Below are 19,553 nucleotides of genomic sequence, written 5' to 3'. Positions count from 1 at the left end.
AACTCTCCGTTGAAGACTCTCAACCAACCTCCGAAGAGGTCAATCAGAAGAATAACTAGAGTCCGAAAACCTAGCAAAACAAAACGCCAGCAAAAGAATTTGCTGACTAAATGTCCAACCTCTCAACCGGGGGGTATGAGAAGCCGGAACCAATTAAATAATTGGCACTGACATTCATCGACACACTATTGAGTTCTCAAAGAACACACGCACACACCATCTCGCGGGGCTGGCCCGGTCGATCGGTGAGGCAACTTATCAAGCTTAGCTCAGCCATGAACCCGACGTGAAATCGGGGTACCGGTCGAGCTAGTGTGAGCGTCAGGCGCTCCTCGTCCTACCTCGTTTCCCGGTCCATCCGCTCAGCGTCTCCGCTGTGCTTCTCGGCTCCGGGTCGGTGTCCGTGTCGCTCTGACTTGGATAAAGTTACGCGGCGGAGAACGCCACGTCAAATCGCCTGCGCAGCCCGAGAATTCGCAGGTCAAGACCCCTGACATCAGCCGGGGATCGGCCCGAATCACACGAATGTGACTCAGACCACCGCAACTTCATCCGATCGAGGCCCGCCGGCCTCTCCCGCACCCCCGTCAGTTGGTCAATGCATGCGCTGCCCCGCGGTGCAGTGGCACGGGGTTCGTCTCGCGCGCGTGGTCCCGGATGATCCCCTTGGCCGCGGAGTTCGCCTGCTCCAACTGAGCCTTACGATCGAACAGCGCCTTGGTGAGCACACAGGCCACGTCGGCATCCAGGTTGTCCCGCACCAACAGCACATTGGGCACGACGATGGACGGCACGTCTTCCGGCAGTCCGTAAACGGACGCGGGAATCGCACCCAGCTCGTACACCGGACTCAGGATGCGCATCCCGGTCAGCAGATCGGAGGTATCGAGGAAGCGGAACCTGTCCCCGCCCGAGCTGAACAACTCGACCAGGCCCGGCGTCGGCAGGCCCCCGGTGAAGAACAGCGCATCGAGCGACCCGTCCTTCATCCCGGCGACAGCCTTCGTGAGATCCAGGCGGTGCACCGCGATGTCGCTGTCCGGGTTCAACCCGGCCGCGCGCAGCTGCCTGCGCGCCAGCATCTCGGTACCGGATTTCGGTGAGCCGGTCGATACCCGCTTGCCGCGCAGCTCGGAGACAGCGGTGATGCCGGAGTCGGCACGCACGACCACCGCCGCGTAGCTCGGATAGAGCCGCGCCAAGGCCTGCACCGGCTGCTTCGCCCCGTCGAAGGTGCCGATGCCGAGCACCGCGTCGGCGGCGGTATCGGTCTGCGCGAACGCCACCTGGTACTTCCCCGCCACCAACTGCTGAATGTTCTGCACCGACGCCATCGTCTCCGCGGCCGTCGCCGTCACCTTGCCGCCGGTGGCCAGCGTGATCTGGTCCGCGTAGGCATTACCCAGCGCCGAGTACACACCGGTCGCGTTGCCGGTGGCGATGCCGAGCTCGGTCTCCTCGCGCACCGTGCAGGTGACCGGAGCTCCCGAGTCGGTGGGCGTGCCCTGCTGGCTCTTCGTACATCCGGTGACGAACCCGGCCGACACCGACACCACGGCGACAACGATCGCCACTTTCCTCATCTCATCCTCCCTGGCGTGCGTCCGCGACCACAGCGGCCGCGAACGCACACCGCACCTGCACCGTGTGCTCCGCATCGTCGACCACCACCGGCGGCCGGCTCGCCACGGACTCGAGCCGGCCGCCTTCGCGAGGTGGTCGGGTTCCTACTTGGTCAGTGCGTGGTCGGCGCCGCGGTGCAGCGGGACCGGATCGGTGTTGCGCGCGGTGTCGCGGGTGATGCCCTTGGCCGCGGAGTTGGCCTGCTCCAGTTGCGCCTTGCGGTCGAACAGCGCCTTGGTGAGGACGCAGGCCAGGTCGGCGTCGAGGTCGTCGCGGACCAGCAGCACGTTCGGGACGACGATGGTTTTGGCGTCGGCGGGCAGGCCATAGGTGGCGGCGGGGATCGTGCCCGCCTCGTACACGGGGCTCACCTTGCGCATCGCGTCGAGCTGAGCGGTGAGGTCGAGGAAGCGGACCTTGTCCCGCGAGGAGGTGAACAGGTCGGTGATGCCTGGGGTCGGCAGTCCACCGGAGAAGAACATGGCGTCGATGGAGCCGTCCTTCATACCGTCCACGGTTTTGGTGAGATCCAGGCGCTGAGCGGAGACGTCGCTGTCGGGGTTGAGGCCCGCGGCTTGCAGCACGCGCTGGGCGATCACCTCGGTGCCGGACTTGGGCGAGCCGGTGGACACGCGCTTGCCACGCAGGTCGGCGACGGAGTTGATGCCCGCGTCGGCGCGAACCACCACCTGGGTGTAGTTCGGGTAGAGGCGGGTGAGCGCCTGCACCGGTTGCTTCTTGCCGTCGAAACTGCCCGTGCCGAGTACGGCGTCCGCGGCGGTGTCGGCGAGCGAGAACGCCACCTGATAGTTGCCCGCGACCAGCTGCTGGATGTTCTGTACCGACGCGCCTGTCTCCGAGGCGGTCGCCTTCACCTTGCCGTTGGTCGCCTGCGCGACCTGATCGGCGTAGGCGTTGCCCAGCGCGAAGTACACGCCGGTCGCGTTGCCGGTCGCGATGCCGACCCTGGTCTCCTGCTGCACCTCGCAGGTGATCGTGCCCCCGGCGTCGTGCTGCGGTGCGTCCCGCCTGCCACCGCATCCGGTGAGCAGACCGGCCGCTACCGCGGCGACGGCGAAAACTATGGCGACTCTTCTCATGTCGTCCTCCTTCGAGTGAGCAGAGTGATCCCGATGGCCGCGGACAGCGCGACCAGTCCGGCGATGAGCGCGCCGGTCTCCAGGTACAGCAGCAGCAGACCGCCGACGCCGGCCAGTGCCCTGGCGATCGGCCGGGCGGGGCCGACGCCGAGGATCCAGCCGCCGGTGGCGACCGCGAGGCCCGCGACGCCGAGGCAGGCGACGGCCGTCGCCCACAGGATGCCGAGCAACGGGCCGCGGCCGAGTAGGTACTCGCCCGGCTCGGTAAGCACGAACACGACCGGCACCAGGAACGCGGGCAGCGCGTATTTCAGCGCCTGCCACATGGTCGGCACGGTGCGCGCGCCGGTGACCGCGGCCGCGCCCACCGCGGCCAGCGCCGTCGGCGGCGTCACCTCCGACAGCACCGAGTAGTAGAAGACGAACATGGCGGCCGCGGGCGGTGGCACGTCGAGCGCGAGCAGCGCGGGTCCGATGATCGCCCAGCCGATGATGAACGACGCGGTCACCGGCACCGCGAGGCCGAGCAGCGCCAACGCGATGGCGGCGAGCACGACGGTGCAGGCCAGCACCACGGTGTGGTTGTCGGACAACGCTTTCGCCGCCCGGACCAGCAGGGCGGCCAGCTGCGCGCCGAGACCCGTCTTGGTCGTCATCGCGGTGATCACGCCCGCCGAGGCACACACCGCGACCACCGGCAGGGCGGCGCGCACACCGCTGCCGACCGCGTAGAACACGCGCCGCGGCGAGCGCGCCGAAACGCGGGTCCGCGGGTCGAGGAACGATAGGACGAAGGCCAGCACTGTCGCGTAGACGACGGCCCGGGTGGCGCTCACGTCGATCAGCAGCAGCACGACGATCGCGATGAGCGACAGGAAGTGGTAGCCGAAGCGCAGCAGCAACCGCCAGGCCGAAACACCGTCCGTCTCCACCGGTTTGGTGCCCAAGCGGCGCGCGTCGATCTCCACGGCCAGCAGGATGCCGAGGTAGTAGAGCACGGTCGGGATCAGTGCCCAGCCGAGCACGGTGACGTAGGAGACCTCCAGGTACTCCGCGACGATGAACGCCGCGACCCCCAGGGTGGGCGGCGAAAGGATCGCGCCGACACCGGCGGCCGCGAGCATGCCGCCCGCCTGCTCCGGCGGATAGCCTGCCCGCTTCAGGATCGGCCAGGTGACCGCACCGACCGTCACGGCCGTCGCGGTGCCGGAGCCCGACACCGTGCCGAGCAGGAAGCCCGAGGCGACGGCGGTCCGTCCGGCGGCGCCGCGCGAGCGCCGGAACGCGGCTACCGAGAGGTCGACGAAAAACTGTGCCGCACCGGAGAATTCGAGGACGGCACCGTACAGCGTGAACAGCACGATGTAGGTGGCCGCGACATCCAGTGGCGTGCCGTAGAACCCGCTGCCGGAGTTGAACAGCGCGTCGATGATCTGCCCGAAGTCCAAGCCCGCGTGCGCGATTGTCCAGTCCTGCGGGAGGAACCCGCCGTAATACCCGTAGGCGACGAACACCAGGCAGACCGCGACGAGCACCCACCCCGTGGTGCGCCTGCACGCCTCCAGCACGAGGATCAGCAGCAGCGCGCCCATGCCGACGTCGACCGGGTCCAGCAGTCCCTGCCGATCCAGGAAGTCGTTGTACCCGCCGCCGCCGGAGCCGATCGGGAACGGCAGCACCGGATACAGGCACACCAGCACGGCGACGACGGCGAGCAGCCAATCGAAGACGCCTGGCCCGTCGGCCCGATCGAGGAACCGCACGCCGGACCGGTACGCCAGGAACACCATCGGCAAGGTCGCCGCCAGGAACATCACAAGGTAGTACTGGCTGCCCTGGGGCAACGGCCGAAATACCTGCCACACCACCAACATCGCGACAACGAACGACGTCGCCGCGACTATCCGCTCGGCCCAGCCGGTCAGTACCCGGGCGGGCTTCTCCTCATCATCGACCTCCAGCAAGGAGGGCCGATCTTCCACGGGCGCCTCGGCATCCAAACGCTCGCCCGCCGTGTTCGACATGGCGGAACGATAGCAACGCACGCCCGGTTGTATACGGGTATTGAAAACAGGGGTACCGGTCGCCTTTCAGTTTTGGGCCGCCCCGAGCAACCGGCGGGCGTTACCTAGCCTCGGCAGCCTGCGGATCTCCCGCCGCCCGAAGGAGTTTGGCGCCGAGCTCGCGCAGCATGGCTCGCATCTGCGGCGGTTCCCGCACCTCGAACTCCACGCCGAGGTGGGCGATCCGCAGGGCGGTCCACTCCAGTGAGTCGGCGCCGGTGCGGATCAGGCAGCTGCGCTCGTCGATCGGCTCGACCTCCTCGGGGCGCACGCGGAATATCTCGGCCAAGTGCTCGGCCGAGGCGTGCACCAGGATGACCACCCTGCGCGCCGGGCGGGAGTGGGCGAGCTGAGCGGTGACGAAGGCGGCGGCATCGGCGGCGGGTAATTCCCTTGGCGCGCAGCGCACTCCGGTCGGAAAGGGCGCCTCGATCCGGTCGACGCGGAAGGTCCGCCAATCGGCGCGGTCGACGTCCCAGGCGACCAGATACCAGCGGCGGCCCGCGGCGACGAGGCTGTGCGGCTCGGCGAGTCGCCTGCTCTCCGCGTCCCCCTTGTCGCGGTAGCGAAAGCGGATTCGCTCGCCGTCCCTGGCCGCGGCGGCCAGCACGACCAGGGTCTGCGGGTCGACGCGTGGCCCGGTGGCCGGGCCGCCCAGCGAGACGGTCGCCGAGTCGACGGCGTCCACCCGGCCGCGCAGCCGGGACGGCAGCACCTGCTGGAGTTTGACCAGGGCACGGGCGGCCGACTCCTCGATGCCTGCGACCGAGCCCTGTGCGGCGCTGCGCAGGCCGAGCGTGATCGCCACGGCCTCCTCGTCGTCGAGCAGCAGCGGCGGCAGGGCGGTCCCCGCTTCCAAGCGATAACCGCCGACCGCACCGAGGCCCGCGTGCACGGGATACTCCAGTGCACGCAGTCGCTCGATATCGCGACGCACCGTGCGCACGGTCACGCCGAGGCGTTCGGCCAGCTCAGGGCCGGTCCATTCGCGGCGGGTCTGTAAAAGCGACAGCAATTGCAGCAATCGCGCGGCGGTCTCGGTCACTGTTTCAGTATGGCGCGCAAAGAGGACCGATCCTGACCTCATTGCGGCCTACCGTGGCGATTGTGAATGCAGAGCGAGACACCATCCAGATCGTCGGAGCCCGCGAGAACAACCTGCGCAACATCTCGCTGGAGATCCCGAAGGGCAAGATCGTCGTCTTCACCGGCGTGTCCGGGTCCGGCAAATCATCGATCGTGTTCGGCACCGTGGCGGTCGAGTCGCAGCGCCAGCTCAACGAGACCTACACCTGGTTCATCCGCAACCGGCTACCGAAATACGAGCGTCCGGAGGCCGACGCGATCGATAATCTGGCGCCCGCCGTGGTGGTCGACCAGCGGCCGATCGGCGGCAACTCCCGCTCCACCGTCGGCACCATGACCGATATCCAGTCGATCATCCGGGTGTTGTTCTCCCGGCACAGCGTGCCGAGTGCCGGTGAGGCGACCAGTTATTCGTTCAACGACCCGCTCGGCATGTGCCAGGAGTGCGGCGGGCTCGGCCACGTGGTGCGGCCGGACCTGGACAAGCTGCTCGACACCGACAAGTCGCTCAACGAAGGAGCGATCACCTTCCAGCCGTTCGCCATCGGCACCTTTCAGTGGCAGTTGTACGCCGAGTCGGGGCTTTTCGATCCGGACAAGCCGTTGCGCGACTACACCGCCGAAGAGTGGCAGCTATTTCTGCGCGGCAACGGTTTTCGGGTACCGCGCCCGAACAAGACCGGGAGCATGGGCAGCAACGCTTATGAGGGCCTGCTCGAACGGTTCGATCGCCTCTACATCAAGCGGGATCTCGACGCGCTGTCGGACAAGAACCGGGCCGCCGCGCGCGAAGTGGTCACCGAGGAGATCTGCCCGGCCTGCGGCGGTGCGCGGCTCAACGCGGCCGCGCTGGCCAGCCGGATCGACGGACTCGGCATCGCCGACTACGGCAGGCTGGAGGTGACGGACCTGATCGAGGTACTCGGCGCCATCGGCGACCCGATCGCCCGGCCGATCGCCGAGGCCGCGATTGCCCGGCTGCGCCGGATCGAGGAGGTGGGTTTGGGCTACCTGTCGCTGGACCGGGAGACCTCGTCGCTGTCCGGCGGTGAAGCGCAGCGGCTCAAAGTCGTCCGGCACCTCGGTTCCAGCCTCACCGGCATGACCTATATCTTCGACGAGCCGAGCGTCGGCATGCACCCGCGTGACGTCGGCCGGTTGAACAACCTGCTGATCCAGTTGCGCGACAAGGGTAATACGGTGCTGGTGGTCGAGCACTCCCCCGACGTCATCGCGGTCGCCGACCATGTGGTGGACATGGGGCCCGGTGCGGGTGGGCACGGCGGGCAGATCATGTTCCAGGGCACGGTCGAAAAGCTCCGTGCCTCGGGCACTTCGACCGGTGAGCGGCTGCGCCGGATGCAGCCGATCAAGGACGAGACTCGCGCGCCGACCGGATGGCTGAGCGTCACCGACGTCGCGTTGCACAACTTGAAGAACGTCACCGCGCGGTTCCCGACCGGTGTGCTCACCGCGGTCACCGGTGTCGCGGGCTCGGGCAAGAGCACGCTGGTCTCCGGCGCGTTCCTCGCCGCGCACCCCGACGCGATCGCGGTGAACCAGTCGGCGATTCACGCGTCCCGGCGCTCCAGCCCAGCCACCTACATCGGCATCATGGATCCGCTGCGGCAGCTCTTCGCCAGGGAGCACGGCGTGAAGCCGGGCCTGTTCAGCTTCAACTCCGACGGTGCGTGCGCCGAATGCGGCGGCGCGGGCGTCATTTTCACCGATCTGGCGTACATGGATCCGATCACCACCGTGTGCCAGGTCTGCCACGGCAGGCGCTTCCGGCCCGAGGTGCTCCGATACACGGTGCGCGGCGCGTCGGTGGCCGACGTGCTCGACATGACCGCCGAACAGGCCCTCGACTTCTGGAACGGGCACGCCGACAGCAAGATTCGTAAGCCGCTGCGTTCGCTCAACGAGGTCGGCCTCGGCTATCTCACCCTGGGCCGTTCGCTCAGTTCGCTGTCGGGCGGGGAACGCCAGCGCATCAAACTGGCCGACCACCTGCACCGCAGCGGCGGCATCTACGTCCTCGACGAGCCGACCACCGGCCTGCACATGGCCGACGTCGACACACTGCTCGGACTGCTCGACCGGCTGGTGGACGCGGGCAATACGGTGATCGTCATCGAGCACGATCTGGATGTGGTCAAACGCGCGGACTGGGTCATCGATCTCGGTCCGGACGGCGGCAAGCACGGTGGGGAGATCGTGTTCACCGGCCCGCCCGCCGCGCTGCTCGCCGCCGAGAACTCGATCACCGCCGACTACCTGCGGCGAAGCCTGGCCGAAGCCGCATAGGCGCCATTCAGGACTGCTCGAGCATCGCGCGGCGCAGGGCGGCCAGTTCGAGGTCGGTCAGGCCGTTGGCCCGCAACCAGCGGGCCGCACCACCGTGGTCGGCGTGCAGGTCGCGCAGGAAACGGCGCATCGGGGCCGGGTCGACGTCGAGGATCCCGGTCCGCACCGGCGGGAGACCTCGGTAGGAAGCCATGGCGTCGAGACGTGCGCGGATACCGACGATGCGTTCCGCGGTGAGCGCATAGTCCGCGACGATCGCCTCGGCGTGCACGCCGACGGCGTCGAGCAACACGGCGGCCAGGATGCCGGTGCGGTCTTTGCCTGCGGCGCAATGGAAGACGACCGAATGCCGACGCGCATCGCCGATCAATCGCGCGGCCGACACCACGGAAACGGCGCTGCCGGAGAGCAGTTCGTGGTAGAGCTGCCGCAGATCGAACCGCTGTGCGTCCGGCACCAATTCGCTGGGCGGCGCCGTACTCGCCGCCTTGCACACCGGCAGATTGACCAGCCGCACGGCGCTTTCGGCGAGCAGGCCGTACCCCTCCCGTGTCGCCTCCAGTGGCGTCCGCAGGTCCACGACGGTCCGCAAACCCACCGGCCCGAGCAGGTAGGCCAGGTCCGCTTCGGACAACTGCTGCAGTGTGCTGGATCGATAGACAACACCGAAACGAGTTGCGCCGCCGCCCCGCACGGGCAGACCCCCGAGATCGCGCGCATTGTCGATTTCGGCGAATTTCATCCACCGGCGCGCGGTGCGGTCGCTGTCCATATCCGACTCTCCGCAGGCCGGGATCAACGCTCGCACGGCCCGCAACACCAGTCTAGGCCGAGGCGTCGGCGCGCACAGCGTAAAGATGTTGCCGGGCGATGGCTTTCGTGCTTCGCTGGCCGCTTCGTGACCCCGTGTCGATCGCGCGCGGGTCTATCGAGAGGAGCACGCGCCGGTGTCGATGCTGACTTCGGGCCCATCCACCACCGATGTACGGTCGGCGCTGTGGTCGGTTCGGTTGACCTTCTTTCTCACCGGGTCGCTGTTCGCCACCTGGGTCGCGCGCACACCGACCATCAAGGACGAGCTCGGGCTCGACGAGGCCGGGCTGGCAACAGCGTTCGCGGGCTTGAACATCGGGGCCGTACTCGGCCTGCAACTCGGCAAGTTCGTCACGCTGCGCTTCGGTAGCCGCGCCACGCTGCGCCTCGCGGTGCCGCCGTTCGCGCTGTCGCTGTCCGGACTGCTGGTGGCCGGGAACCTGGCCGGGCTGACGGCGGCGCTGCTGGTGTTCGCGGTGCTCAACAGCGTGGTGGACGTCGCGATGAACGCGCACGGGGTGGCCGTGGAGAAGGCCAGTGGGCGGCCGCTGCTGTCCGGCATCCACGCCTGCCACAGCCTGGGAATGATCGGCGGTTCGCTGATCGGTGCGGCGGTCGAGCGGGCGCAGGTGGCGCTGGCCGGCCACTTCCTCGGTGTCAGCGTGCTGGTCGCCGCCGCGGCCGTGCTCGGCGCGCGCGGGATGTTGCCGTCGGCCACCGATCGCACCGTGCGTGGCGCGGAGATCGCCGGTGGCGGCGTACGGCGTTGGCCGACCAGGCTGATCGTCCTCGGTGTGCTGGCGTTCTGCGTGGCGTTGGCCGAAGGCGCGGCCAACGATTGGACCGCCGTCTACCTGCGCGACGAGACGCACGCCAGTACCACGGTCGCGGCCCTCGGCTTCGCGCTGTTCGCCGGATCGATGTGCGTCGGCCGCCTGCTCGGCGATCGGCTCGTCGCCTGGTCCGGTCCGGTGCGGCCGTTCCTGATCGGCGCCATCACGGCCGGACTCGGCCTCGGCACGGCGCTGCTGATCGGGGACACCACCGCGGCACTGATCGGGCTGGCGGTGTTCGGCCTCGGCATCTCGTGCACGCTGCCGCTGGCCTTCGCCGCGAGCGGCACCGTGGCCGGTGTCGCACCCGCCCGCGCCATCGCCAACGTGTCGTTCGTCGGCTATCTCGGCTTCTTCACCGGCCCCGTGCTGATCGGCTACGTCGCCCAAAGCCACGGTCTCACCGTCGGTCTCGCGATTCCGGTGCTGTTCGTCCTGGCGGCCGGGGCGGGCGCGGGTGCGCTGCGCGCCCGGCGCTGAACCGATACCCGAACCGCATCGGTGCGAGTGATCGACACATCGTCGCGACCATGACGGGGATGATGGTGGGCATGGCGATACGCGAGGTGGTGCGTGCGGGCGCCTTCACCCGGATCTACGATCCCGGTCTCGGTGAGTCAGAGCCGTGGTACATCAACGATCACACCATCGTTCGGGCCGCGGGCGGGCGGTGGCATCTGTTCGGCATCACGCATGCGGAGCCTGCGAATCCGTTCGACGAAACGGAGTTCGCGCATGCCACCGCGGACGAGCTGTTCGGGCCGTGGACCAAGCAGCCGTCCGCACTGTGCGTCGACCCGGACTACGGGGAGACTCATCTGTGGGCGCCGTTCGTCCTCGCGGCGCATCGGCGGTACTACATGTTCTATGCGGGCGGCGGCACGGATCGAACCGCCGCCGCGATCAATCTGGCCACCTCGACCGACCTGTTCCATTGGGCGCGTAGGCGTTCCGGCCCGCTGTTCCGGGACGGTTACGACGCGCGGGACCCGATGGTGGCCCGGGTCGGTGACCAGTGGGTGATTTATTACTGCGCGACCAGCAAACCCGCGGGCGGTCATCACGTGGTCGCGTACCGCACCAGCACCGATCTCGTGCATTGGGGCGAACGGCATATCGCCTACACCGACCCGACCAAGGGCACCGAGGCGGGAAATACCGAGTCCCCCTTCGTCGTCCAGCACAACGGCTGGTGGTACCTGTTCATCGGTCCGCGCCCGCGCTACGTCGGTACCGATGTATTCCGCAGCGACAGCCCTTTTCGCTTCCGCATCGGCGACAAGATCGGCCATATCGCCGCGCACGCGGCCGAAGTGGTGCACGACGACCTCCGCTGGTGGGTGACCAGCGCGGGGTGGGGACAGGGCGGCGTCCACCTCGCTCGGCTCGGTTTCCCGCAGCCACGCGACCCGCACGCGGTGAATGCCGTGCCGAGATAACCGATTCGGCTCAGGCGGCCCGGCCGGTGGACGCTGTCCGCCGAGCGTGCTGGATGGCGGCGATGATCTCGGCGGCCCATTCGACCGGATTGTGCTGCCCGAGTAGCTCACTCAGGCAAGTCAGCCGCTCCTTTCGCTGCGCGGTCGGCAGATCGAGCGCACGCAGCAGCGTGCCGACCAGATCGGACGGCGAATTCGGTTCGGTGAGCAAGGCTCCGGCCGCCAACTGCGTGGCGGCACCGGTGTGCCGCGAGAGCACCAGCACACCGCGACCACCGACGGCCGCCTGCGCCGCGATGAATTCCTTGGCCGTCAGGTTCATGCCGTCCTGCAGCGAGGTCACCCAGAACACGTCCGCGGCCAGATAGTGGTCGACAACCTCGGGAAAGCTCAGGAATTCCGGGAAGTATTCGACGGGTTGCCAGCCGCCGCTTGCCCAGGCGCGATTGACTTCATCGATACGGCGCTCGAGCAGCTGCCTCGTCGCGTCGTAGGCGGTGAGGCCGGGCTCCGGTGGCGGGCAGACGAGCCGGAACCGCAGTGCGCCGCGCAGTTCCGGATGGTGGGCCAGCAGCTCGGCGATCGCGTCGACCTTCTGTACCGGCGCTTTGATGTAGTCCAGCCGTTCGACCGAAAGGACCACGTGTCCAGCGTGTTTGCGGCCGAGTGGGCGGCCGCGGGCCAGCTGCTCAGTCGCGGCGCGGTCGATGCCGAGGGGGTGCACGCCGACCACCGGCCGTCGGGCGCGGTCGGTCAGCGACCGGAGGAAGCGTTCGGCGAAGACCTCGGAGTGGAAGCCCGCCCAGTCCAGTGCACCTAGGGAGCCGCGGAGCTCGGCAGCGTGCGGCAGCGCGGCAAAGACACTCGGTTCGGGAAACGGCGTGTGGTGAAACAGGCCGAGCCGCAGGTCCGGTCGCGTCTCGCGTAGTCGGCCCGGCACGAGCCACAGGTTGTAGTCGTGCAACCACACGGTCGCGCCCGGTGCGGCGTGCATGCTGATGTGGTCGGCGAAGCGCCGGTTCACCGCGCGATAGTCGGCCCAGGCGGCGGGATCGAAACGCGCGCGGTGCGGTTGCGACATCAGGACCGGCCACAGCGCTTCCTTGCAGGCGCGGTGGAAGTAGCCACTCCATTCGGCCGAGGTGAGCGGCAGAAAGGCCAGCGGCAGGCCGGTGCCGTGATCGCCGAGGTGCGCGGCGCGGTGGTTGGGCTCGATGACGACGCCTGCCGCCCACACCGCCCGCAGGTCTCCGGTGAACACCCTGTGCAGGGTCGGCAGGATGCCGTTGGGGCTCGCGGTGCCGCGCCAGCCGTCGGGGGTCCAGGCGATCGGCGCGCGGTGGTAGCCGACCACCAGCGGGTAGTCGGGCTCGATCCAACCGAGATCCTGCAGGGCGGCCAGGATTCCGGCGGCGCCGGGCAGGTCCGGCCGATACGCCGCGTCCGCGGCGGGCACCGCACTCAGCAGGCCACGTTCGGCGTTGCCGACGATGACACCGTTTGCGCCACGGCCGAACATCGAGCGGTCGTTGGCCGAGTCGCCCGCGACCAGCACCGCGTCCATCGACCAGCCCTGCTGCGTGGCGAGGACGACGAGCGCATTGCCCTTGTTCGCCCGGGCGGGCAGCACGTCGAAGTAGGTGTCGGCCGAGTACTGCCACGAGCAACCCAGCGCGTGGACGGCGTCGAGCAGATCCGGCGTCAGGCCCGCGGGCGGCAGGTGGAACGAGCAGCGACCGTCCTGCGGCACACCGTGCTGGTAGGTGAGCCCCGGAAAACGGCGTAGGGCTGCGCGGACGCGGTCGGCGCCTGGCCAGCCCGCGCGCAGCGGTGTTTGCAGCGCGGCGACCGGGGTGAGGTCCGCGCCGTCGATGATGCTGGCGCCGACGTCGGCGATGATCCATCGTGGCTGCGGGACAAGCGGATCGCGCAGCACGGTGCGGATCGACTCGATGCCGCGCCCGGTCGCGAAGACCACCGTCACCTCGGGATGCCGGGTCAGTGCGTTGCGCAGGCGCAGCCGATCCGTGGCGGTGCCGCCGAGCAGGGTGCCGTCGAGATCGGTGACCAGGATCTTCTCGGAGCCCCCGCGGTATCGTTTGCCGGGTGAACATGCTTCCGGCTCAACAGATTTGGAACCCTCGCCGGTTGCCATCTACGCAACGATAGCAGGAACGCATCATGAAACCGTGCTGAATCTTCAGACCTGACGGGCGCGCGGCACCCGAGCGAGCCACCCGGGGAGCTCGCTCAGGTCAGGTGCGGCGCTGGATCCGAGCGCCGTGGTCGCGGCCGCACCGCAGGCCACGGCGGTGGCGAGGCAGTCCGGCAGCGCGTGGCCGGCCAGGTGCGCGTGCAGGAAACCCACGTTGAAACAGTCGCCCGCGGCGGTGGTGTCGACGACTTCGACCGCGACGGCGTCGATCTCGCACCGCGCACCGTCGCGCACCGCCACGGCGCCGCCGCTGCCCCGTTTGACGACAAGCGTATTCACAAGGCCGGCAAGGATGTCGATGGCCGCGTCGAGGGTCGGCGCGGCGGTGAGCCGCAGCGCTTCGTCGGCGTTCGGCGCGAAAATGTCTACCTCGGCGAGGATCTCACGCACCGTCGGTGTGTCGAGCGTGCAGGGCACGTCCTGGCAGTCCATGAAAACTCGGGTCCCGAGCCGATGTGCGACGTCGAGGGCGGCGTGCACGGCCGCGCCGTACCGCAGTTGCGGCAGGATCACCACCTCCGCCCGATGCTCGCGCAGCAGCCGCTCGAGCGGAAACGGCGCCACCGGGTCCTGATAGCTCACCATCGCTCGGTCCTCGGCGGACGACAACGCCGCGGTGACGCTGCGTACCGGCACCGTGTGCAAGCGAAAGCCGCTGTCGTCCAAGCCCTCCGCGCGGGCCGCCGCCAGAACCTGTTGGCTGAACAGGTCGGTGCCGAAGTCGGTCGACCACACCACGTCGTGCCCCAGCCTGTGCATCGCCATCGCGGGCGTGAACGCTCCGCCGGGCAGTATTGCGAAACCGCTGGCGAACACCTCGGTACCGGGCTGAACGGGCCGCGTCAGGCCGTGAAACACGAGATCGGCGAAGTAGGCGCCGACAACGAGCACCTCGGTGCGGTGGTGCCCGCTGTTCGATGAGGTCGCGGCGTCGGCCCGCCCCGCCGGGTCCGTTCCCATCCGGTGACGGTAGCAATCTGCCCGTCATGCACCGGTGTGGTCGCGCGATTTTGCGAATCGCCGCGAACGCCGGGTGCACCCTGGTATCTCTGGAGTGCAACCGTCTATCCGACCACCCACCCGCGCGGAGGGACCGGCATGGCCCGTATCGGTGTAATCAGCATGTCCGACGGTCGCGACTACGTGCACGCGGGGATCGTGGACTTCATCAGGACCACCGAGGACCACTTGGTGGCGGCCTTGACGCGCGCAGGCCATGAGGTGGTGTGCGGCGCGGCAGCCGTCAGCGACAACGCGCTGGCCAATTCGGTGGCGCGCAGTGTAGCGGCCGCCGAGGTCGATCTGACCGTATTCCACTACGCCGTCTGGGCTTTCCCGCATTTCACCATGCTCGCGGCGGGCGCGACGCCCGGCCCGCTGCTGCTGTTGTCGAACATCGATCCGGTGCAGCCCGGCATGGTCGGCATGCTGGCCGCAGGCGGCGCACTCGACCAGATCGGGCGCACCCATACCCGGTTGTGGGGCGACCCGGACGATCCCGCGCTCCTCGAGGAGATCGGCGTGCGGGCCCGTGCGGCCGCGGCGGTGGCGAGCCTGCGCGGCAGTACCTTCGGGCGGTTCGGCGGCAGGCCGATGGGCATGAACACCGCGGTCGCCAATACCGATCAGTGGCAACGGGTATTCGGCATCGATGTCGAGGAGATCGATCAGTGGGAGATCGTGCGGCGCGCCGAACTGGCCGACGCGGGCGAGGCGAAGGCGGCCCGCGAGTGGCTGGAACACCATGCCGCAGGCGTGCATTACGACGGCGCGAAGCTGACGCCGGACATCCTGGAGCGCCAGATCCGCTCGTATCTGGCGGTGCGTGAGCTGATCGCCGAACGGCGCCTCGACTTCTCGGGGATCAAGGGCCAGCCGGAACTCACCCAGTACTTCGCCACGATGGACATCACCGAGGCGTTCCTCAACGACCCCTACGACTGGAACGGGCCGAAGCAGACACACGTGTGCGCCACCGAGGCGGACATGGACGGTGCGCTCACCATGCAGCTGCTCAAGCAGATCGCAGGCACCCCGGTGCTCTTCGCCGACGTGCGGCACTATCACGCCGACCGCGACATCTGGGACCTGTGCAACTCGGGCCAGCACGCGACCTGGTTCGCGGCCCGCAGCGCGGACCCCGCGGAGAACCTCGCCAAGGTGCACCTGTACCCCGAGGTGTTCTTCTTTCCGGCGGGCGGCGCCTCGGTGCATCACCTCGCCGCGCCGGGCGCCATGACATTGGCCCGGCTGACCCGTAAGGACGGCGACTATCGAATGCAGTTGCTGCTCGGCGACTTCGAAACCTACGACGACCAGACCAACGAAGCGCTGATGAAGCAGTCCACCTGGGAATGGCCGCACGCGTTCGCTCGATTTGCTGCCCGGGCCGAGGATTTCCTGTCCCGCTTCGGCGCCAATCACATTCACGCGGTGCCCGGCGACCACCGGGCCGCGCTGCGGGCGGCGTGCGAGCTGCTCGGCATCACCCTCGACGAGTTCACCCGGTGATGCGGTTCCTCGGCGTCGACATCGGCACCGCCAGCTCCAAGGGTGTGCTGACCGACGAACACGGCGTGGTGCTCGCTAGATCCGAACGAGCGCATGGTGTTTCCACACCACGGCCCGGCTGGGTGGAGCACGACGCGGAGCAGGTGTGGTGGGCCGACTTCGTCGCCATCGTCGGCGAGCTCGTCGCCGCGGCGGACGGCGCGACGCTCGACGGGCTCGCGGTCTCGGGTATCGGCCCATGCTTGCTGCCTGCCGACGCGCACGGCCGTCCGCTGCGTCCAGCCATCCTCTACGGCGTCGACACCAGGGCGACCACCGAAATCGCCGAACTCACCGCGGAGTTCGGCGCCGAAGCCGTGCTGGCGCGTGCGGGATCACCGATCACCAGCCAAGCCGTCGGGCCGAAGCTGCGCTGGCTCGCCCGCCACGAACCACAGGTGGCCGCGGCGACCGACATGCTGTTGATGGCGAGTTCCTTTCTGGTGCAGCGGCTCACCGGCCGGTACGTGCTCGATCACCAATCGGCGAGCCAGTGCGTCCCCCTGTACGACCTGCGCCGCCGTGAGTGGGCCGGCGACTGGGCCGAACAGGTGGCGCCCGGCCTGCGCCTGCCCGAACTCGCCTGGCCGACCGAGGTGGTCGGGCGGGTCGGGGCGCAGGCGGCGGCGAGTACCGGTCTGCCCGTGGGTCTTCCGGTCAGCACCGGCACCATCGACGCCTGGGCCGAGGCCGCCAGTGTCGGCGTGCGCGCGCCGGGCGACGCGATGATCATGTACGGCACCACCATGTTCCTGGTGCAGGTGCTCGAAGATCCACGCCCGCACCCCGGCCTGTGGGGCACCTGCGGAACCTGGCCCGGCACATACACTCTCGCCGCGGGCATGGCCACCTCGGGCGCGGTGACCGACTGGCTGCGCAACCTGGTCGGCGGCGAATTCGCCGATCTCGTCGCCGAGGCGGCGCGGGTACCGCCGGGCAGCCGGGGACTGCTGGTGCTGCCCTACTTCGCCGGCGAGCGCACTCCCCTGTTCGATCCGGCCGCCCGCGGCATCGTCGCGGGCCTCACCCTCGGCCACGGACGCGCCGAGCTGTACCGGGCGGTGCTGGAAGGCACCGCCTACGGCGTGCGGCACAACCTCGCGGCCATGAGCGAGGCCGGTGGCGGGGCCGGACGGCTGGTCGCGGTCGGCGGCGGCACCAAGGGCGGGCTGTGGACGCAGATCGTCTCCGACGTGACCGGACTGCCGCAACAACTCCCGGCCGAGACGATCGGCGCGTGCCTCGGCGATGCCCTCCTGGCGGCGGAGGCGGCGGGCGTCGACACCGCGAAATGGAATCCGGTGGTCAGTACCGTCGAGCCCTATCCTGGACGTACCGGAGAATACGATTCGTACTATCGGCACTACCGCGAACTGTATGAATGCAGCACTGCTATTACGCATTTCCTGGCGGCCGAACAGCACCGCGAGGGGGTGTTTTCCTGATCCTCGCTGACCGTGCGAGGATGCAGGGTTGCTCTGTCGGACATCAAACGAGGATTTCATGCCCACTGTCACACTGACCCCGCACAATTTCGATGCTGTCATCGCCCGCCACCCCATCGTGCTCGTCGATTGGTGGGCCGACTGGTGCGGCTGGTGTACGCGATTCGCCCCGGTCTACGAATCCTCGGCGGAACGACACCCCGACGTCGTGCACGGCATGGTGGACGCCGTCGCGGAGGAGGCGATGAAGGTCAAGGCGCAGATCACCGCCTTCCCCACGCTGATGGCGTATCGGGAGGGCCTGCTGGTGTACAACGAGTCGGGCTACCTCGAGCCCGAGGCCCTCGACGAGCTGGTCCAGAACATCAAGTGGCTGGATATGGAGAAGCTCCGCCGCGAAGTGGCCCAGCAAATGGACGCACCGCAATTCCCGGCCAACGCACCCGCTCCGACCGCACCCGGGCCGGGCTCGCGGCAGGCAGGGCTGGCGGCCACCGCGAGTCGATACGGCTGGCCCGGGTTATGACCCCGCAGCGCCCGGCGGAACTATGGCGGCTGGACGGCACGCGCACGCGGTCGATCAGCGCGGAGAATCCGACGGGCGCTGCCGGCGGCGGCGCCCGCGCGACCACCGGCACCGGCGCGCACGCGGCGCGGCTGCTCGGAATCGGCTGGAAGATATCGCCCTCGATCTTGCTCGCGGACGGCGAAACCGCCACCCTGGCAGACATTTCCGGCCCTGGCGTGCTCCGCCACTGCTGGCTGACCACCGACCGCGCCGCCCTGCGGGCGATCACGCTACGGATGTATTGGGACGAGGCCACGGAACCCGCGATCGAGGCGCCGCTGGGCGACTTGTTCTGCAACGGCTGGGACGAACTGGCCCTGATCGACTCGGAGATGATCGTGGTCGCCCCGGCGGGTGGCTTGAACAGCTACTGGCCCATGCCGTTTCGCGGGCACGCCAGGATCACGCTGGAAAACCACTGCGGCCGAACGGTTCCGGTGTACTACCAGATCACCTACACCGAAGAGGAGGTGCCCGCGGACGCGGGCTACCTGCACACTCGGTGGTCGCGCAGTGCTCCGGTGGGCAGCCCCGCCATCCACACCGTCCTGGACACGGTGCCCGGTCCTGGACGTTATGTCGGTACCTACCAGGCGATTCGACCCAACGCCCCGCGCTGGTGGGGCGAGGGCGAGTTCAAGTTCTATCTGGACGGCGACACCGAGTTCCCGACGCTGTGCGGCACCGGCACCGAGGACTACTTCGGCGGCGCCTGGAATTTCGACATCAACGGGGCGTATCGACCGTACTGCACGCAGTACCTCGGCTTGCCGCAGGTGCTGCCCGCCGACGAGATTTACCAACCGCATCAGCGCTACGGCATGTACCGCTGGCATGTGCGCGACCCCATCTGCTTTCACCAGAACCTGCGCGTCACCGTGCAGGCGCTCGGCTGGCGGGACTCCGAAACCTATCTGCCACTGGAAGATGCGGAGATCGCCACCACCGCGTGGTGGTATCAGGCCGTGCCGTCGCCCTGATCGTCGGGCTCCGCAGGAATTTCGTCGAAATCCATGGCGAGCAGCTCGTCCGCTCGGGTCATCGCGTCGTCCATGGCGGCCTGGATGCCGTCCAGTACCGACACGCCGCCCAGCAGATCCTCGAAGTCGCGCAGCACCGACTGCACCTCGGCGACGGCCGGATCGACCCGATACCAAGCGACCGCGTCACGCCACCAGGGGTCGTCGTCCACCCACGCCCACATCACATCCCGTACCAGACGGGCGTCGGAGGTGTAGACCTGGAACAGCCCGTCCGACCCGTCGGCGCGATGCTCGATCTCGTAGACACCGTCGGGGAGCAGGCGGGTCTGGATGTAGACGTGCTCGCCGCGGTTGATCACGATGAACGGACATTCCGGGTCGGGGGGCTCGTCGAGCAACTCGGTCAGCACGTCGTCGGTCAGCTCCGGCACCGGCGTTCCGGCGCCGGTCCGGACATGCACGTCGGCAGGTCGGTCCGGATCGTCGGTCACCGAGCCAGTGTGCCCGATCCCGCCATTGATTGCCCGA

The 19,553-nt window shown here is 68.5% G+C and carries 15 protein-coding genes; 7 read left to right on the top strand and 8 right to left on the bottom strand.

The genetic code is table 11. From position 1 onward, the window contains the following. Positions 1-587 precede the first annotated feature (587 nt). From ACIHA7_RS37170 to ACIHA7_RS37155, 4 genes are all read right to left on the bottom strand, one after another. Complete coding sequence (locus ACIHA7_RS37170; RefSeq protein WP_397296333.1) at positions 588-1,583, bottom strand: TAXI family TRAP transporter solute-binding subunit; 996 nt, start codon at positions 1,581-1,583, stop codon at positions 588-590. Positions 1,584-1,727: 144 nt separating this feature from the next. Then, complete coding sequence (locus ACIHA7_RS37165; protein WP_397296332.1) at positions 1,728-2,723, bottom strand: TAXI family TRAP transporter solute-binding subunit; 996 nt, start codon at positions 2,721-2,723, stop codon at positions 1,728-1,730. Next, entirely contained in the window at positions 2,720-4,747 is a 2,028-nt protein-coding gene (locus ACIHA7_RS37160; protein WP_397296330.1) for a TRAP transporter permease, read from the bottom strand. The genes ACIHA7_RS37165 and ACIHA7_RS37160 overlap by 4 nt, the downstream gene beginning before the upstream one ends. Positions 4,748-4,847: 100 nt before the next feature. Next, complete coding sequence (locus ACIHA7_RS37155) at positions 4,848-5,831, bottom strand: helix-turn-helix transcriptional regulator (protein WP_397296328.1); 984 nt, start codon at positions 5,829-5,831, stop codon at positions 4,848-4,850. A gap of 62 nt (positions 5,832-5,893) precedes the next feature. On the opposite strand from ACIHA7_RS37155, the gene ACIHA7_RS37150 reads away from it, so the two are divergent. Beyond that, positions 5,894-8,179, top strand: coding sequence for an ATP-binding cassette domain-containing protein (locus ACIHA7_RS37150; protein WP_397296326.1), 2,286 nt, complete (start codon positions 5,894-5,896; stop codon positions 8,177-8,179). Between the two features lie 7 nt (positions 8,180-8,186). On the opposite strand, the gene ACIHA7_RS37145 is transcribed toward ACIHA7_RS37150, so the two are convergent. Beyond that, on the bottom strand, positions 8,187-8,921 hold the full coding sequence (locus tag ACIHA7_RS37145; protein WP_397296350.1) for a tyrosine-protein phosphatase: 735 nt from the start codon (positions 8,919-8,921) through the stop codon (positions 8,187-8,189). A 211-nt stretch (positions 8,922-9,132) separates the two neighbouring features. On the opposite strand from ACIHA7_RS37145, the gene ACIHA7_RS37140 reads away from it, so the two are divergent. Both ACIHA7_RS37140 and ACIHA7_RS37135 read left to right on the top strand, forming a co-directional pair. Continuing rightward, complete coding sequence (locus ACIHA7_RS37140) at positions 9,133-10,305, top strand: MFS transporter (RefSeq protein WP_397296348.1); 1,173 nt, start codon at positions 9,133-9,135, stop codon at positions 10,303-10,305. Between the two features lie 50 nt (positions 10,306-10,355). Continuing rightward, a complete protein-coding gene (locus tag ACIHA7_RS37135) occupies positions 10,356-11,264 on the top strand; it encodes a glycosyl hydrolase family 32 (protein ID WP_397296325.1) in 909 nt (302 codons plus the stop codon). 10 nt (positions 11,265-11,274) lie between these two features. On the opposite strand, the gene ACIHA7_RS37130 is transcribed toward ACIHA7_RS37135, so the two are convergent. After that, positions 11,275-13,419 (bottom strand): trehalose-6-phosphate synthase, encoded by a 2,145-nt coding sequence (locus ACIHA7_RS37130; protein WP_397296323.1) that lies wholly within the window; start codon positions 13,417-13,419, stop codon positions 11,275-11,277. Positions 13,420-13,464: 45 nt separating this feature from the next. Further along, on the bottom strand, positions 13,465-14,439 hold the full coding sequence (locus ACIHA7_RS37125) for a carbohydrate kinase family protein (RefSeq protein ID WP_397296321.1): 975 nt from the start codon (positions 14,437-14,439) through the stop codon (positions 13,465-13,467). A 138-nt stretch (positions 14,440-14,577) separates the two neighbouring features. Between ACIHA7_RS37125 and ACIHA7_RS37120 the strand changes: the two genes are divergently transcribed. Genes ACIHA7_RS37120 through ACIHA7_RS37105 form a run of 4 tightly spaced genes read left to right on the top strand, consistent with a single transcriptional unit; the run spans position 14,578 to position 19,022 of the window. Then, positions 14,578-15,990 (top strand): L-fucose/L-arabinose isomerase family protein, encoded by a 1,413-nt coding sequence (locus ACIHA7_RS37120; RefSeq protein ID WP_397296319.1) that lies wholly within the window; start codon positions 14,578-14,580, stop codon positions 15,988-15,990. Beyond that, a complete protein-coding gene (locus ACIHA7_RS37115; RefSeq protein ID WP_397296346.1) occupies positions 15,990-17,474 on the top strand; it encodes an FGGY-family carbohydrate kinase in 1,485 nt (494 codons plus the stop codon). Before ACIHA7_RS37120 ends, ACIHA7_RS37115 begins: the two co-directional genes overlap by 1 nt. A gap of 58 nt (positions 17,475-17,532) precedes the next feature. Then, a complete protein-coding gene (locus ACIHA7_RS37110; RefSeq protein ID WP_397296317.1) occupies positions 17,533-18,000 on the top strand; it encodes a thioredoxin family protein in 468 nt (155 codons plus the stop codon). Beyond that, on the top strand, positions 17,997-19,022 hold the full coding sequence (locus ACIHA7_RS37105; RefSeq protein WP_397296315.1) for a glycoside hydrolase family 172 protein: 1,026 nt from the start codon (positions 17,997-17,999) through the stop codon (positions 19,020-19,022). Before ACIHA7_RS37110 ends, ACIHA7_RS37105 begins: the two co-directional genes overlap by 4 nt. Here the strand turns inward: ACIHA7_RS37105 and ACIHA7_RS37100 are convergent. Next, the gene (locus ACIHA7_RS37100; RefSeq protein WP_397296314.1) at positions 19,001-19,516 is read right to left on the bottom strand and encodes a hypothetical protein; all 516 of its coding nucleotides are present in this window, start codon (positions 19,514-19,516) and stop codon (positions 19,001-19,003) included. The genes ACIHA7_RS37105 and ACIHA7_RS37100 overlap by 22 nt on opposite strands. Positions 19,517-19,553 lie beyond the last annotated feature (37 nt).

The sequence above is a fragment of the Nocardia sp. NPDC052316 genome (genome assembly GCF_044547795.1).
Lineage (GTDB): Bacteria > Actinomycetota > Actinomycetes > Mycobacteriales > Mycobacteriaceae > Nocardia.
The sequence above is the reverse complement of the archived record's forward strand: the minus strand, read 5'-3'. Positions and strand labels throughout refer to the sequence as shown.

Excerpts from the sequence above, each read along its gene's own strand:
- ACIHA7_RS37170 (WP_397296333.1), bottom strand. The coding sequence starts at position 1,583 with ATGAGGAAAGTGGCGATCGTTGTCGCCGTGGTGTCGGTGTCGGCCGGG.
- ACIHA7_RS37165 (WP_397296332.1), bottom strand. The coding sequence starts at position 2,723 with ATGAGAAGAGTCGCCATAGTTTTCGCCGTCGCCGCGGTAGCGGCCGGT.
- ACIHA7_RS37160 (WP_397296330.1), bottom strand. The coding sequence starts at position 4,747 with ATGTCGAACACGGCGGGCGAGCGTTTGGATGCCGAGGCGCCCGTGGAA.
- ACIHA7_RS37145 (WP_397296350.1), bottom strand. The coding sequence starts at position 8,921 with ATGAAATTCGCCGAAATCGACAATGCGCGCGATCTCGGGGGTCTGCCC.
- ACIHA7_RS37140 (WP_397296348.1), top strand. The coding sequence starts at position 9,133 with ATGCTGACTTCGGGCCCATCCACCACCGATGTACGGTCGGCGCTGTGG.
- ACIHA7_RS37135 (WP_397296325.1), top strand. The coding sequence starts at position 10,356 with ATGACGGGGATGATGGTGGGCATGGCGATACGCGAGGTGGTGCGTGCG.
- ACIHA7_RS37130 (WP_397296323.1), bottom strand. The coding sequence starts at position 13,419 with ATGGCAACCGGCGAGGGTTCCAAATCTGTTGAGCCGGAAGCATGTTCA.
- ACIHA7_RS37125 (WP_397296321.1), bottom strand. The coding sequence starts at position 14,439 with ATGGGAACGGACCCGGCGGGGCGGGCCGACGCCGCGACCTCATCGAAC.
- ACIHA7_RS37120 (WP_397296319.1), top strand. The coding sequence starts at position 14,578 with ATGGCCCGTATCGGTGTAATCAGCATGTCCGACGGTCGCGACTACGTG.
- ACIHA7_RS37115 (WP_397296346.1), top strand. The coding sequence starts at position 15,990 with ATGCGGTTCCTCGGCGTCGACATCGGCACCGCCAGCTCCAAGGGTGTG.
- ACIHA7_RS37110 (WP_397296317.1), top strand. The coding sequence starts at position 17,533 with ATGCCCACTGTCACACTGACCCCGCACAATTTCGATGCTGTCATCGCC.
- ACIHA7_RS37105 (WP_397296315.1), top strand. The coding sequence starts at position 17,997 with ATGACCCCGCAGCGCCCGGCGGAACTATGGCGGCTGGACGGCACGCGC.